Source organism: Streptomyces ovatisporus (genome assembly GCF_042653885.1).
Lineage (GTDB): Bacteria > Actinomycetota > Actinomycetes > Streptomycetales > Streptomycetaceae > Streptomyces > Streptomyces ovatisporus.
Window position 1 is genome coordinate 340,233 of sequence record NZ_JBHSFH010000005.1, and the last position, 14,297, is coordinate 354,529.

Genomic DNA, 14,297 nt, shown 5'->3' on the forward strand with positions numbered 1-14,297 from the left:
CGGGAGCCGGGGCCGCGGGAGAGCCGGCCGGCGCGGGGACGTGCGCACCGGCGTGCGCGGGACGTCCGTCCGGCGAAGCGGGAGCGGGCCCCTCGGGCGGACCCTCCTGCCGGTGGGAGGGGCGTCTCGGTGCCGGACGCGCGCCCCGCTTCCGCTCGATCAGCGCGACGGCACCCGCGGGCAGCCACGCGGAGGCCGTACCGCTGTCGTCGCCGCCCGAGGAGAAGAGGTGCGGAGCGAGCTGCGCCTGGAGATCGGCCGGGCTGGGACGTTCCTCCGCGGACATCCGCATGCAGGACTCGATCAGCGGCCGCAGTTCCTCGTTCATACCCTCCAGGTCGGGGCCTTCGCGCAGCAGCATGAAGACCGTCTCCACGGGGTTGGCACCGTGGAACGGCGCATGACCGGTGGCGGCGAAGACCAGCGTGGAGGCCAGCGAGAAGATGTCGCTCGCGCCGGTGACGCTGCGCGAGTCCCGCGCCTGTTCGGGAGACATGTACGCGGGTGTGCCCACCGCCACGTTCGTCATCGTCAGGCGGGTGTTGGAGACGCCGGAGGCGATGCCGAAGTCGATGACGCGGGGGCCGTCCTCGACGACGAGCACGTTGGAGGGCTTCAGATCCCGGTGCACGAGCCCGGCACCGTGGATGGACTCCAGCGCCTCGGCCACCCCCGCCGCCAGCCAGCGGACGGCCTGCACCGGCAGCGGACCGCACTCGTTGACTATCTCCTCCAGCGAGGGAGCGGGCACGAACGCCGTCGCCAGCCAGGGCACGGCCGCGCGCGGGTCCGCGTCCACGACGGCAGCGGTGTAGAAGCCGCTGACGGCGCGGGCCGCCTCGACCTCCCGCGTGAAGCGCACCCGGAACAGCTGATCCTCGGCGAGCTCGGTCCGCACCGTCTTGATCGCCACTCGCCGGCCGGACGCCGAGCGCGCGAGATAGACCAGCCCCATGCCTCCGGCACCGAGTCGGCCGAGCACCTCGAACGGGCCGATCCGCCGCGGATCGTGCTGCGTCAGCTGCTCCACCACTTGCCTGCCACCTCCCCGTAGGGGCCAATCGACATCCGCCCCGTGCAGCTTCTCACTGCCGTGCCGGACACCAGGTCCTCAGGCCGATTCTTCCTGCCGGAGCCGCCGGTTGCGAACCCGGGGCCTGCCCTGCGCGTTCTCCACATCCAGAACGGAGTCCTCCGGGGGCCGCCGGGACCGCGTTCCGGTGGCTGGAAACCGGTCGCCCGCCCGGCCCTCATGCGTCACCCGCGACCGCTGCCGAGGGGATCTCCAGCACGGCGAACTGCGTGCCCTGGTCGTCGGCGAGGACCGCGTACCGCCCGTACGGGGAGTCCTCCGCCTCACGTACGGCCCGTCCCCCCATGCGCAACGCCCTGTGGACGGCGGTGTCGCAGTCGTCGACGGCGAAGTAGGTCAGGAAGTGGGCAGGCATCTGGGCAGGGTAGATCTCCTCCAGCAACGAGCGCCCGCCGATTGCGTGCTCCTCGTCTGCGGGCGCACCGGCCGGTGTCCACATCATGAAGTCGAAGCCGTCGCCGATCTGCCGCATGCCGTATCCGAAGACGTCCGCGTAGAACTCGTCGACGGCCGCTTTCCGGGCGTCCCGGGTGGCGACCTCGGTCCAGATGTACGCACCGTGCTCCCTGCGCACTCCGAAGCCGGCCTGCGCACCGGGCCGCACCTCGAGCAGCCCGAAGACCGCGCCGGAGGGATCGGCGGCCACGGCGACGGTGCGGTCGCCGCCCACGACGGACGGTTCCGTCAGCACGTCCCCGCCCGCCCCGCGGATCCTCGCCACGGCGGCCCGGACGTCGGCGGTCGCGAGATGGAGATTCCAGACGGTGGGGAGCCGTCCGTCGGGCTTGGCGAAGAGTCCCGCCGCGTGCCGGCCGTCCCGGAAGGCCATCGTGTAGCCGCCGGAGGCGGCGTCCGGTTCACCGAACGTCCAGTCGAAGAGCCGGCCGTAGAACCGCTTCCCGGCCTCGACGTCGGAGAGCATCGCGTCGGCCCAGCAGGGCACGCCCTCGGCGAGTACCTCTGCCCGTACCGCCATGACCGTGCCTCCAGTGATCAGCGCCCGTCTCCGCGCCGGTTCTCGCGCCCGGCAGCGCGCCCGCGTGCGCCTGTCTTCACAGTCGTGGTGCGCGCCTGTCCTCTTCCCCGTGTGCCCCTGCACTCGTACGGGCACGCTAGCCGCGTTCGCGGGCCCCCGCAGTACAACGAATCGAACGAACGGGCAATCACGCGGCCGCGGACGCGGGCTTCGGGGCGCGGCACAGGCGGAAGACGGACGGAAGACAGGCGGAAGACACGCGAAGGACACGCGAAGGACGGGGCCGGACCCCATTTGCATGCGGCCGAATCGCGCTGTCGTTCCCCGTCGATAAGCTGACGGCATGACACAGGTTCGAACCGTCGACGGGCGAGTAGCAGGACGCCGCGGGCAGGCGACGCGGCAGAAGCTGCTCGACTGCCTCGGCGAGATGCTCAGTTCGTCGCCGTACCGCGACGTCAAGGTCATTGATGTCGCCCGGAGAGCCGGCACCTCTCCGGCGACCTTCTACCAGTACTTCCCGGACGTCGAGGGCGCGGTCCTCGAGCTGGCCGAGTCCATGGCGAAGGACGGGGCCGTGCTCAGTGAACTCGTGTCCGACCGCTCGTGGGCGGGCAGGTCCGGCCGGCGCACCGCCGAGGAACTCGTCGACGGCTTCCTCTCCTTCTGGCGCAAGAACGACGCCATCCTGCGCGTGGTCGACCTGGGTGCGGCCGAGGGCGACAAGCGGTTCTACAAGATCCGCATGAAGGTGCTGAACCACGTCAACGGCCCGCTCACCAAGTCCATCAAGGAGCTCCAGGCCAAGGGCCGTGTCGACAAGGACGTCAACCCCGCCGCGACCGCCGGCGCCCTGGTGACGATGCTCGCCTCCGTGGCCGGACATCAGAAGGGCTTCCAGACGTGGGGCGTCAAGCAGGCCGAGCTGAAGCCCAATCTGGCGCTGCTCGTCCACCTCGGCGTGACGGGCCGCAAGCCCACCAGATGACCTGTCAGTTCCGGCCACCCCCAGAAACGTTTCTCCATCGCTGTGCGCAAACGCGGACGCAACTCCGCGGATACTGCGGCCACGTGCTCTTCCCGTGACTCTTCCGTGACGGGAGTGCCACGCCACCAGCACTAAACTCTCCGTCATGCCCATGACCGACGACGGAGTTCCCGTTCACATCATCGGCGCCGGTCCCGGCGGGCTGGCGACAGCCGCCGCCCTGCACGAACGGGGCATCAGCGCCGTCGTACTGGAGAAGTCCCCCTCCGTCGCCGCCTCCTGGCGCACCCACTACGACCGGCTGCGGCTGCACACCACACGGCGCTGGTCCGCCCTGCCCGGCCTGCCCATCCCCCGCTCCTACGGGCGCTGGGTCTCCCGCGACGACTTCGTCCGCTACCTGGAGACCTACGCGGAGCACCACGGCATCGAAGTGGCCACCGGAGTCGAGGTGGACACCGTCGAACGCGGGGACGACGGCTGGGTGCTGCACGCCAACGGAGGACGCAGGCTGACGACACCGGTCGCCGTCGTGGCCACCGGCTACAACCACACCGCGCACCTCCCGTACTGGCCGGGCCGCGAGGACTTCGGCGGCGAACTGCTGCACGCCTCCCGGTACCGCAACGGGAAGCCCTACGCGGGCAAGGACGTACTGGTCGCGGGCGTGGGCAACACCGGCGCGGAGATAGCCGTCGACCTCGCCGAGTCGGGTGCCGCCCGGGTACGGCTCGCGGTGCGCACCGTCCCGCACATCGTCCGCCGCTCCACGCTGGGCTGGCCCGCCCAGGCCAACGGCATCCTGTGCCGCCGCCTGCCGACGCGCATGGTGGACGCTCTCGCCGCGCGCATGGCCAGGGCGGCGGTGCCGGACCTCGCCGAGTACGGGCTGCCGCGTCCGGACACGGGCCTGTACACGCGGGCCCGTCAGGGGGCGATCCCGGTGCAGGACGTGGGGCTGATCAAAGCCGTGCGCACGGGAAAGGTGGAGCCTGTCGCTGCTGTCGAGTCGTTCGACGGTGCCAAGATCCAGCTCGTGGACGGCACCACCGTCGGCCCGGACGTCGTCATCGCCGCGACGGGCTACCAGCGCGGCCTGGAGGACCTCGTCGGCGGACTCGGCGTGCTCGACGAGCGGGGACGCCCCCTGGCACACGGCGCCCGTACCCACCCGGACGCCCCGGGGCTGCACTTCATCGGCTTCACGAATCCGCTCAGCGGAATGCTGCGCGAACTGGCGATCGACTCCCGCAAGGTCGCGCAGGCGGTCGCACGCGCGATCTCGTAGGGACGGCCGCGGGCGGGGGGTCACACCGGGCCGACAGCGGGCCGACGGCGCACTCACCGGGGGCTCACCGGCGAGTGCCGCGACGCGCGGTCGCCGCTCGACGGACCGGTGCGGACGGCCCGGTGCGGACGGACCGGTGCGGACGGTCCGTCCTCCGGCGGCCTCAGCGTCGGGGCACGGCTGCCGGGAACATCTCGTGGACGTCCAGACCCGCGCCGTCCGGAGCGATCCACGGCTGGAGTGTCAGCTCCTCGCCGTAGTCGCCGCCTCTCTCGCTCCTGTAGGGCAACGGCTCCTCCTCCGGCAGGCCGCGCAGCCGCTCCCGCAGCTCACGGGCGTACGTGCGGTGACCGGCCTCCGTCAGCCGGTCGGCGCCGTACACCACGAAGGGTTCGTGGGGAGCCATGCCCGTGTACCAGAACGTGCCGTGCAGCAACGGCCACAGCACCTGGCGGATGTGACCGTGGATGCCGCGCGGCCCGAAACTGCTCTCCCTGGCACCGACCGAGGTGACCACCAGGGCGCGCCTGCCCGCGAGACCGCCCTCCCCGTAGCGCAGGGCGCGGCCGTCGGAGCCGCGCAGCCCGAAGGCGAAGCCCTGGACGAGTACGCGGTCGAGCCAGCCCTTGAGGATGGCCGGCGGACCGAACCACCACAGGGGGAAGTGCAGGATCAGGGTGTCCGCCCACAGGAGCTTCTGCTGTTCGCTGCTGATGTCCTCGCTCTGCCCGCCACGCAGGTACGCACGCTCCTGCGCGGCGCCGACGGCGAGGCGCCGGCCGGGTCCTGACGGCGCGGCCGGCGGTGCCGCAGACGGCCCGGCCCGGCCGCCGGACGGGGCGTGGGCCCGTACGTCGGAGGCGTCCAGCACGGCCTTCCAGCCCATCGCGTACAGGTCGGAGACCCGGCTTTCGTGGCCCGAACCGGCGAGCTCGCTCAGGCCCTCGCGCATGAGGGAGGCGTTCAGGGAGCGCTGCTCGGGGTGGGCGAATATCCAGAGAACCTTCATGACTTCGAGAGTGCGGGCCGTGCTCCGGGGCCACGAGTGGCCGGATGGCCAGCTTGTGAAAGAATCCGGCCATGAATCCGGCAGTGAATCCGTCCGTGAATCCGGTCATGCCTTCTGACACCGGATTTGCTCCCGGGCGGCCCGTGTTCACCCACGACGGACGCCACCGGGTCGCCGTCCTCGTGCGGCCGGGAGTGATGCCGCTCGAACTGGGCCTGGTGCACCAGCTGTTCGGAGCGGCGAAGCACCCGGAGGACGGGCGCCCGCTCTACGAGGTGGCGACCTGCACGCTCACCCCCGGTCTGATCCGCACGAACGCGGACTTCCCCGTCCAGGTCACACACGGCACCGGCACCCTGGCCGAGGCGCAGACGGTGATCGTCCCCGCCACCCACGAGGAGGACGAGCCCGAGAGCGCGGGACGGCTCGGCGACGCCCTCACCGAGGCCCTCGGCCGCATCCGCCGTCCCGGCACCCGCGTCGCGTCGATCTGTACGGGCGCCTTCGTGCTTGCCGCGGCGGGCTGGCTGGACGGCAGAAGAGCGACGACGCACTGGAAGTCGGCCGGGCTCTTCCGGCGGTTCTTCCCCGCCGTCCGTCTCGACCCGGACGTCCTCTACACCGGGGAGGACGAGCTGTTCACCTCCGCCGGTGAGGCGGCGGGCATCGACCTGTGCCTCCACCTGATCCGCCTCGACCACGGTGCGGCCGTCGCGAACGACGTGGCGCGTTCCACTGTCGTACCGCCGCACCGCGAGGGCGGGCAGGCCCAGTTCATCGCAGGGCCCGTCGCGCACGGCGGGGGTCGTTCCTCCACCGGAGCGGCCCGCGACTGGGCCCTGCGGAACCTCGGCCGTCCGCTGTCGCTGCGGGAGCTGGCCGACGTGGAGTCCATGAGCGTACGGACGTTCACGCGCCGCTTCCGCGAAGAGACCGGCCTCACGCCCGTCCAGTGGCTGACCCGTCAACGCATCGAGCGGGCACGGCAGTTGCTGGAGGAGACGGACATGCCGGTGGAGCGGGTCGCCGCGGCCGCGGGCTTCGGCACCGGGGCCTCGCTGCGCCAGCACCTGCACGCGGCGCTCGGCGTGGCTCCCGGCGCCTACCGCGCCACCTTCCGCGGGCCGGGCTGAGCGGGCCCCGGGCGGTCACGGGCGGTCACGGGGCGGCGGGCGCCGATGCCTTCCCGGTCTCTCCCGCTCGGCCGTCCCCTCCCGCTTCCTCCCCGGGCTCTCCGCCGGCCGCGTCCCCCGCGCCTTCCCCGGGCCGCTTCCGTATCACCAGCGCCATCAGCGCGGCCGTCGCGCACAGCGCTCCCGAGCCGATCCACGCGACGTCGTAGCTCCCGAACGTGTCCCGCACCAGTCCGGCGAGGAAGGCGACGACGGAGGCGCCGATCTGGTGGGAGGCGAGGACCCAGCCGAAGACGATGGCACCGTTCTCACCGAAGTGCGCGCGGCACAGCGCGATGGTCGGCGGCACGGTGGCGACCCAGTCCAGCCCGTAGAAGACGATGAAGAACAGCATCGACGGCTGCACCGACTGCGCGAACAGCAGCGGCAGGAAGAGCAGCGAGACTCCGCGCAGCGCGTAGTAGACGGCGAGCAGCCGCCGCGGGTCGAAGCGGTCGGTGAACCAGCCCGAGGCGACGGTGCCCACCAGATCGAAGACGCCGATAACGGCGAGGAGCGTGGCAGCGGCCGGCACGGGCATCCCGTGATCGTGCGCGGCGGGCACGAAGTGGACGCCGACGAGGCCGTTCGTCGATGCGCCGCACACGGCGAAGGTGCCCGCGAGCAGCCAGAAGACCTTGCTGCGGGAGGCGTCGCGCAGGGCCCGCAGTGTCCGCCTCGCAGCTCCGGGAGGCGGGGGCGGCGGGCTGACGTGGCCGGGGCCGGCGCCGTACGGACGCAGCCCGCAGTCCTCGGGCCTGTCGCGGAGGACGAACAGCACCAGCGGCACCACGGCGAGCGCGGCGAAGGCCACGGTGAGGGAGGCCGCCCGCCACCCCGGGCCCTCCACCAGCAGCGCCACCAGCGGCAGGAAGACCAGTTGTCCGGCGGCGGACCCGGCGGTGAGGATGCCGCTGACGAGTCCGCGTCGCTGGACGAACCAGCTGTTGGAGACGGTGGCGGCGAAGGCGAGCGCCATCGATCCGGTGCCGAGTCCGACGAGGAAGCCCCAGCAGAGCAGCAGTTGCCAGGTGGCCTCCATGAAGACCGTCAGGCCGCTGCCGGCGGCGATCAGCAGCAGCGCGCCGGAGACGATGCGGCGCATGCCGTAGCGCTCCATCAGCGCTGCCGAGAAGGGCGAAGTGAGCCCGTAGAGCAGCACGTTGACGGAGACCGCCGACGAGATGGTGCCGTGCGACCACCCGAACTCCTCGTGCAGGGGGTCGATGAAGACGCTGGGCGTGGCCCGGAAGCCCGCCGCACCCACCAGCGCGACGAACGAGACGGCGGCGACCCACCAGGCCCGGTGGATGCGCGGAAGGCGCCGCCCGCGGGCCGGGCCGGCACCCGGGTGGCGGCCCGGCGGGAGATCGGGGGCGGGGAGTCCGGTTGTCCGAGTCACGGGATCAGCCTGCGCCGGGGGGCTCCCGCGATCGAGTGGCCCGGAGGCCATGTTGTGCGAGGATCGGGCCATGAGCGCTTTCCGCAGCCCCGGCCGTCACCGCGTCGCCGTGCTCGTGCGGGACGGTCTGCTGCCCATCGAACTGGGCATCCCGCACCGCCTGTTGGGCTGGTCCTGGAACGAGCGGGGCGAGCGGCTGTACGAGGTCGTCACCTGCGCCGTCCGGCCGGGCCCCGTGCGTACGGACGCCGATTTCCCGGTCGTCGTGGAGCACGGCCCGGAAGCGCTCGCCGAGGCCGACACCGTGATCGTCCCCGCCTCGCACGAACTCGACGACGCGTACGCCGAAGGGCGGCTCGACGCCCCGCTGGCCGGCGCTCTGGCGCGCATCCGGCCGGACACCCGCATCGCCTCGATCTGCACGGGAGCGTTCGTGCTGGCAGCGGCCGGACTGCTCGACGGGAGGCGGGCCACGACGCACTGGGCGTCCTGCGAACGGCTCCAGAGGATGCACCCGGAGGTCAAGGTCGATCCGGACGTGCTGTACGTGGCGGACGGCAACGTGCTCACCTCGGCGGGCGTCGCGTCCGGCATCGACCTGTGCCTGCACATGGTGCGGGAGGACTTCGGCGCGTCGGTCGCCAACTCGGTGGCCCGCCGCACGGTCGTGCCGCCCCACCGGGACGGCGGGCAGGCACAGTTCATAGAGCGGCCGGTACCGGAGGCGGGTGTGCATTCCACGGGGGCGGCCCGCGACTGGGCGCTGCGTCACCTGGAACAGCCCATCGGGCTGCGGGAGTTGGCGTCGAAGGAGTCGATGAGCGTGCGGACGTTCACGCGCCGCTTCCGCGAGGAGGTGGGGACGAGCCCGCAGCAGTGGCTGACGCAGCAGCGCATCGAGCGGGCACGTCAGCTGCTGGAGAGCAGCGCGTTGCCGGTCGAGGCGATCGCGTCCGCCGCCGGCTTCGGATCGGCGTCGTCGCTCCGCCTGCACTTCCAGTCGTCGCTGGGCGTCTCACCGAGCACGTACCGGCGGACCTTCCGGGTCGGCACGGCCCGCAGCACCCGGGCCGACGGCACGACGGAGGCACCGCGGCCCGGGTCCGCCGCTCACGCGCCCTGACCGCCGGGCCGGCTGCGGTGGGTGGCGGCGCGCTCATGCTCACGCCCGGCGCGCGGCGGCAGCGCCGCCACCCGGTACCGGCGCTCCGTGGAGGCCGGACCACGACCCGTACTCGTCGAGGAGCCGCGTGCCCCTCCTCGTCGTCCCCTCGCAACGAATCGTTCACCCCAGGGTGATCAGGCAGATACGAAACGTCAACACCTGGGCCCGAAAAGACTGTTACGCCCGCCGAACCCGAATTGCCCCTGAACCGGCTCTCGTACCGCCGCGGGCGCCACGTCCGGCACCCGGTCCCGCCGCCGCGCCGTTGACGGCCCCCGCGGCCAACTGCACGACGGGGCCTGCCGTTCCGGACTTGACAGCCGCGGAAGGCGGGCCGGCCGGGACCTTCCCCGCGACGACCCCTGAGACGGCGGAGCCCTGCTCGTCCGCAGCACGGTCGAGTTCGCACCAGATGCGCTTCCCCGCACCTTCCCACTGCCACCCCCAGCGGTCGGCGAGCCCCGAGACCAGCTCCAGACCGCGCCCGTCGGCGTCGTCGCCGTCTGCGCGACGCTGCCGGGGCGGACAGCTGCTCATGTCCGCCACCTCGACGCGCAGGGCGCCCGGCGCCTGCCGGCCGGGCAGCAGCAGCCGGAGCACGGCCGGATCGCCCGTGTGCACGACCGCGTTGGTCACCAGCTCCGAGACGAGCAGCAGCAGCGTCTCCGCAAGCGGCTCATCCGTGCCGATGCCGCAGGCCCCCAGCCTGGACCTGGCCCACCTCCGTGCACGTCCCACCTCCTTCGGGTCCGCCCCGATCTCCAACTGCACCTGAAGGACCTGCACCGCTCACACCGTCCGTACTGGCAAGCACTTCGCCTCGCGTTTGCATGGGGTCACGTTCCGTGAGCCCGATGGAGGACAGCATCGTCGACCCATACTCGGGCCAACAAGCGCTTCAGGCATATTCCGGCGCAAAGGAGTAGGCGTACTGCATACTGTGCGGCACCGTTCAGACGGACCGGAACAAGTGCGCATCGCGCCACACCGTCCGTAATGCGGCACCTGCGAATTTCCCGCATCCAACGGAGAGTACCGGAACGGAATGATGCCTTCCGGCGACCCGTGGGACATGAACAAGCCGAGTTCTGGCAGCACCGGCCCAATCGGAGGCGCAACGGTGGCCACTTCCGCGGGCGCACGCTCCGCGGGCGGTTCGGACTCCGCGCCCGGGGGCGGAGTCACTCGGGCCGGAACGGCCCGCAATGGAGTGCCGGTCGGGCGGGAGTGCGCCGCCGGGGGCGGCGGCTCAGGCCGAGAGCGGGCCGGCGGCGGCGCCCTGCTGGGTCGCAGCCGAGAGGTCGGGGTAGCAGTCGAAGAGCCGGCGCACACCGAGCGCCGCCAGCACACGGTTGACGTGGGAGCCGTCCTCGGCGCCCCTGGCGGGCAGGATCAGCCTCAACTGGCCGGTGCAGGAGCGCATCAGCCGACGTGAGGCGATCAGCACGCCGACACCGCTGGAGTCGCAGAAGAGCACTTCCGAGAGATCCAGAACGAGGCTGCGCCGCCCTTCGGCCACCGCGTCGTGTACGTGCTGCCGTACTGCGGGCGAGGTGACGAGGTCCATCTCCCCGGAGACCCGGAGAACGGCCCACTCCCCCCGCTCCTCCTCCAACACCTTCAACGACACGTCTTCGCATCCCCTTCGCTCGAGTGGGGCTTCGCCGCCTTACCGGAATCGTTCCTTCCTGGTGCGGCTGCCCGTACCCCCACGGTCAAAACGAGCCAATCACCAGACCCTAAGCGCTCGTCAGCCAGTTCTCCCCCGCAATAGTCGCAGTCATACCCGCATTTCTCCCTGGCAATTTCGGGTGTGATCGGGCAGCGACCGTACTTGAGGCATATCGCAACGTGACGGGATCGACACCATCCGCGATCAGCACGGAAGGCACATTGCCGCAAAGAGGCGTGCGTTGTCAGCCCCTCGCACTACATTCGAGGTGTCGAAGGGGGACAAGGCGGCTGCGAAGCGGCATCGAATCGGCTGGGAGCCACCATGGCGAATGACACACCACCGCGCTGGGACCGGAAGATGCAGCAGCGGCTGGCCCGTGGTGAGGCAGCCGCGCTGGGCGAGTTGTACGACCGTTTCGCTTCACTCGTGCACAGCCTTTCGCACCGGGTGCTCGACGACGAGACCGCAGCCGACCGAACTACGCGCGACGTGTTCGCCTACATCTGGGAGAACCCGCACGCCTACGACCCCAGGGGTGGCCCGATGCGCTCCTGGATAGCGGAGGTCACGCAACGGACGGCAGCGGGGAGGCTGCGCAAGCAGCAGCGCAGGGAAGCCCCCCAGTCCCCGGAGCACCACGAGCAGATAGAGGAGAAGGTGCGGGCCGCCTCCACTGCGGCCCGTGCCGACTACATCGTCACCTCGATGCCCGCCTCGCTCCGCGCCGCGCTGGAGCTGACGTACTTCCAGCGCCGTGACTACCGCCAGGCGGCCCGGCAGTTGGGCGTCACCGACGACGAGGCGAGGCGACGGCTGCGGCTCGGCCTGCAGTTGCTCTCCTCGGCGGCGATCCGGCCGCTTCCCCCGCAGCCGCACGTCGGGGGGCGTCCCCTGTGAGCGGGCCGTACGGACACGGCGGCGGAACCGGCGACAGCGACCCGGCCGGCGGGGACGCGCAGCGCGGCGGCAGCGCGGACGAAGGCGGCGCCGGAGGCAGCGGCGACACCGGAGGCGGGAGAGTGAACGGCGGCGCGCGGGGCGACGCAGCGCACCCGCCCCGCATACCGCCGCCGAGAAACCCCGCGGACGACTCGGCACTCACCGGCGAACAGCCCGGCCGCTCCGCCCCGGAGGACCCGCATCAGCCGTCCGTGCGGAACGACGGGCCCGGAGGGGAGCCGGAGTACGTCCGGTACGAGGACCAGCCCGAGAAGTTCGACCACCGCGTGCTCAAGTCACTCCTCGGAGCGTGGGCGCTCTCGGCCTGCTCGGCGGAGGAAACGGCAGCGATAGAGGGCCACTTGAGCGACTGCGGCACCTGCGCCGACGAAGCGCTGCGGCTGCGTGACGCCGTCGCACTGCTGCACCCGGAGGACAGTCTCGACCTCGACCCGACGCTGCGTTCCCAGGTGCTCCAGGGCTGCATGGTGCGAAGGGCGCCCCGCGTCCCCGTTCCCGACTGGGCCGCCCCGTACGACGCGGAGACCTCCCGCCTGGACGCGCTCCTGCGCGACATGGCGGACGAGGAGTGGCTCGCGCCGGTCCGGCTGCGCTGGTTCGACGGCCGGCAGCAGGCGAAACGGCAGAGAGACACCACGGTGGCCGGCGTGATCGCCCATCTCCTCGCCGTCGACGGGCTGGTGGCGGCCACGCTCGGCATGCCCGACCCGCTCGACGTGGCTGCCGGGAGCGGCAACGGCGGGACGGGCGACGAGTCGAACCTCGCCGCGTCCCCGCGCGGTACGGACGGAGACGCCGCCACCGGAGCCCGGGACGAAGCCCCACGGACGGTGGACCCGGTGGAGCGCACCGAGGAGTTCTGGCAGGCCGACTGCGACGTGCTGCGCACTCCCGCCGCCCGCAGGCACTGGCGGGAGCAGGGACACGCCCTGGTGCGCACGGCGTCCTTCGCAAGTACCGGAGTGGCCGGACTCGGCGTTCCCTACGGCGACTTCACCCTTCCCGTGCGGGACGCACTGCTGGAGCGCGCCTTCGAGTGCTGGATGCACGCCGAGGACATAGCGACAGCCATCCACTATCCCTACACCGCGCCGCAGGGCACGCACCTGCACCACATGGTCGACCTCGCGGCCCGGATGCTGCCGGAGACGATCGCCCGCCGCCGCCGTACCGGCCTGGCGGGCCCGCCCCGGCGGCTCACCGCGGCGGGAACACCGGGGCGCGCGCTCCATCTGGAGGTCGAGGGCGACGGCGGCGGCGACTGGTACATCCCGCTGGACTCGCCCGCGGCGACCGTGAGCCCGGGCGACGCGGTGGCCCATGTCGCCCTGGACGACTACGAGTTCTGCCAGCTCGCCGCCGGCCACGTCGCACCGATGGAAGCGATGGCGGGCAAGGACGGGGACCGCGAGGCCATCGAGGACGTCCTGTTCGCGACGGCGTCGATGTCCCGGATGTAGGCCCGGCATCCCGCACGGCCGAGGTCGCGGACGAGGGCACGGCCGCTCGCCGGACGAGCGTGCGGAGTGCGGTTGCCTTCAGGTGAAGACGACCGTGCGGTGCCCGTTCAGCAGCACGCGGTGCTCACTGTGCCACTTCACCGCCCGCGCGAGTGCCTGGCACTCCACGTCCCGGCCCACCGCCACCAGTTGCGCCGGGGACGCCTCGTGTCCGACCCGCTCGACCTCCTGCTCGATGATGGGACCTTCGTCGAGAGCCGCCGTGACGTAGTGCGCCGTCGCACCGATCAGCTTGACGCCCCGGGCGTGCGCCTGGTGGTAGGGCCGCGCTCCCTTGAAGCTCGGCAGGAACGAGTGGTGGATGTTGATGATCCGCCCGGGGAGCTGCTTGCAGAGGTTGTCCGAGAGGACCTGCATGTAGCGGGCGAGAACGACCAGTTCGACGCCCTCCTCCTCGATCAGCTGCAACAGCCGCGCCTCCGCGTCCTGTTTGCTCTCCTCGCTGCCCTTCTCGACCGGGATGTGGTGGAAGGGCAGGCCGTAGGAGCCGACGAGTTCGGCGAAGTCCGTGTGGTTGGAGACGACGGCTGCGATGTCCACGGGCAGAGCGCCGCTGCGTGCGCGGAAGAGCAGGTCGTTCAGGCAGTGGCCGAACCTGCTGACCATCAGGACGACGCGCATCCTCTCCTCGGCGGGGTGCATCTGCCAGTCCATCTGGAAGGAGTCGCCGATCGCCGTGAAGCTCGCCCGCAGCTTCTCCACGGGCACGCCTTCGTCCGTCGAGAAGTGGACGCGCATGAAGAAGAGACCCGTGTCGTGGTCCCCGAACTGCTGGCTGTCCTCGATGTTGCAGCCCGTCATGAACAGGTAGCTGGAGACGGCGTGGACGATGCCCTGTCTGTCCGGGCAGGACAGCGTCAGGATGTACTGCTCCCGCTGCCCGTCCGGGGCGTTCTGCGCGGCTCGCGCCGCTCGTTCGTCCCGCTCGGTGCGGGCAGGGCCGTCGTCCCGGCGGCCGTCGTCGAAGCGACCGGGCTGTTCGGCGGAGGCACGGTCGGCGTGCGGCTTGCTCATGGGGTAAAGACTGGCACACCGCCTGGAAGCGCCTC

At 71.7% G+C, this 14,297-nt stretch carries 13 protein-coding genes; 6 read left to right on the forward strand and 7 right to left on the reverse strand.

Features of this window, described 5'->3' with window-relative positions; translation table 11 throughout:
* Together ACFPA8_RS09900 and ACFPA8_RS09905 are read right to left on the reverse strand one after the other, a co-directional pair.
* The coding region (locus ACFPA8_RS09900; protein ID WP_386445487.1) for a serine/threonine-protein kinase at positions 1-1,030 on the reverse strand (1,030 nt) is incomplete at its 3' end.
* Between the two features lie 220 nt (positions 1,031-1,250).
* Positions 1,251-2,069, reverse strand: a complete 819-nt coding sequence (locus tag ACFPA8_RS09905) for a VOC family protein (RefSeq protein WP_386445489.1) — start codon at positions 2,067-2,069, stop codon at positions 1,251-1,253.
* 343 nt (positions 2,070-2,412) lie between these two features.
* Between ACFPA8_RS09905 and ACFPA8_RS09910 the strand changes: the two genes are divergently transcribed.
* A complete protein-coding gene (locus ACFPA8_RS09910; protein ID WP_386445491.1) occupies positions 2,413-3,057 on the forward strand; it encodes a TetR family transcriptional regulator in 645 nt (214 codons plus the stop codon).
* 145 nt (positions 3,058-3,202) lie between these two features.
* Positions 3,203-4,345, forward strand: a complete 1,143-nt coding sequence (locus tag ACFPA8_RS09915; protein ID WP_386445493.1) for a flavin-containing monooxygenase — start codon at positions 3,203-3,205, stop codon at positions 4,343-4,345.
* Positions 4,346-4,508: 163 nt separating this feature from the next.
* On the opposite strand, the gene ACFPA8_RS09920 is transcribed toward ACFPA8_RS09915, so the two are convergent.
* On the reverse strand, positions 4,509-5,354 hold the full coding sequence (locus ACFPA8_RS09920) for an NAD(P)H-dependent oxidoreductase (RefSeq protein ID WP_386445496.1): 846 nt from the start codon (positions 5,352-5,354) through the stop codon (positions 4,509-4,511).
* A gap of 107 nt (positions 5,355-5,461) precedes the next feature.
* Here ACFPA8_RS09920 and ACFPA8_RS09925 point away from each other — a divergent pair, with 107 nt between their 5' ends.
* Positions 5,462-6,487 carry a GlxA family transcriptional regulator gene (locus tag ACFPA8_RS09925; protein ID WP_386445499.1) on the forward strand — a complete coding sequence of 342 codons (1,026 nt, stop codon included), beginning with the start codon at positions 5,462-5,464 and terminating at the stop codon, positions 6,485-6,487.
* 25 nt (positions 6,488-6,512) lie between these two features.
* On the opposite strand, the gene ACFPA8_RS09930 is transcribed toward ACFPA8_RS09925, so the two are convergent.
* Positions 6,513-7,928 carry an MFS transporter gene (locus tag ACFPA8_RS09930; protein WP_386445502.1) on the reverse strand — a complete coding sequence of 472 codons (1,416 nt, stop codon included), beginning with the start codon at positions 7,926-7,928 and terminating at the stop codon, positions 6,513-6,515.
* Between the two features lie 70 nt (positions 7,929-7,998).
* Here ACFPA8_RS09930 and ACFPA8_RS09935 point away from each other — a divergent pair, with 70 nt between their 5' ends.
* Positions 7,999-9,051, forward strand: a complete 1,053-nt coding sequence (locus ACFPA8_RS09935) for a GlxA family transcriptional regulator (RefSeq protein ID WP_386445505.1) — start codon at positions 7,999-8,001, stop codon at positions 9,049-9,051.
* A gap of 219 nt (positions 9,052-9,270) precedes the next feature.
* Here the strand turns inward: ACFPA8_RS09935 and ACFPA8_RS09940 are convergent, their stop codons facing one another.
* Together ACFPA8_RS09940 and ACFPA8_RS09945 are read right to left on the reverse strand one after the other, a co-directional pair.
* Positions 9,271-9,879 (reverse strand): ATP-binding protein, encoded by a 609-nt coding sequence (locus tag ACFPA8_RS09940; RefSeq protein ID WP_386445507.1) that lies wholly within the window; start codon positions 9,877-9,879, stop codon positions 9,271-9,273.
* A 463-nt stretch (positions 9,880-10,342) separates the two neighbouring features.
* Positions 10,343-10,723, reverse strand: coding sequence for an STAS domain-containing protein (locus tag ACFPA8_RS09945; protein WP_386445509.1), 381 nt, complete (start codon positions 10,721-10,723; stop codon positions 10,343-10,345).
* A 366-nt stretch (positions 10,724-11,089) separates the two neighbouring features.
* Between ACFPA8_RS09945 and ACFPA8_RS09950 the strand changes: the two genes are divergently transcribed.
* Both ACFPA8_RS09950 and ACFPA8_RS09955 read left to right on the forward strand, forming a co-directional pair.
* Positions 11,090-11,665 carry a sigma-70 family RNA polymerase sigma factor gene (locus ACFPA8_RS09950; protein ID WP_386445512.1) on the forward strand — a complete coding sequence of 192 codons (576 nt, stop codon included), beginning with the start codon at positions 11,090-11,092 and terminating at the stop codon, positions 11,663-11,665.
* Entirely contained in the window at positions 11,662-13,188 is a 1,527-nt protein-coding gene (locus ACFPA8_RS09955; RefSeq protein ID WP_386445514.1) for a hypothetical protein, read from the forward strand. The genes ACFPA8_RS09950 and ACFPA8_RS09955 overlap by 4 nt, the downstream gene beginning before the upstream one ends.
* A gap of 78 nt (positions 13,189-13,266) precedes the next feature.
* Here ACFPA8_RS09955 and purU read toward each other — a convergent pair whose 3' ends face one another.
* Positions 13,267-14,262, reverse strand: coding sequence for a formyltetrahydrofolate deformylase (gene purU, locus ACFPA8_RS09960; protein ID WP_386445516.1), 996 nt, complete (start codon positions 14,260-14,262; stop codon positions 13,267-13,269).
* Positions 14,263-14,297 lie beyond the last annotated feature (35 nt).

Excerpts from the sequence above, each read along its gene's own strand:
- ACFPA8_RS09925 (WP_386445499.1), top strand. The coding sequence starts at position 5,462 with ATGCCTTCTGACACCGGATTTGCTCCCGGGCGGCCCGTGTTCACCCAC.
- ACFPA8_RS09915 (WP_386445493.1), top strand. The coding sequence starts at position 3,203 with ATGCCCATGACCGACGACGGAGTTCCCGTTCACATCATCGGCGCCGGT.
- ACFPA8_RS09920 (WP_386445496.1), bottom strand. The coding sequence starts at position 5,354 with ATGAAGGTTCTCTGGATATTCGCCCACCCCGAGCAGCGCTCCCTGAAC.
- ACFPA8_RS09935 (WP_386445505.1), top strand. The coding sequence starts at position 7,999 with ATGAGCGCTTTCCGCAGCCCCGGCCGTCACCGCGTCGCCGTGCTCGTG.
- ACFPA8_RS09910 (WP_386445491.1), top strand. The coding sequence starts at position 2,413 with ATGACACAGGTTCGAACCGTCGACGGGCGAGTAGCAGGACGCCGCGGG.
- ACFPA8_RS09905 (WP_386445489.1), bottom strand. The coding sequence starts at position 2,069 with ATGGCGGTACGGGCAGAGGTACTCGCCGAGGGCGTGCCCTGCTGGGCC.
- purU (WP_386445516.1), bottom strand. The coding sequence starts at position 14,262 with ATGAGCAAGCCGCACGCCGACCGTGCCTCCGCCGAACAGCCCGGTCGC.
- ACFPA8_RS09950 (WP_386445512.1), top strand. The coding sequence starts at position 11,090 with ATGGCGAATGACACACCACCGCGCTGGGACCGGAAGATGCAGCAGCGG.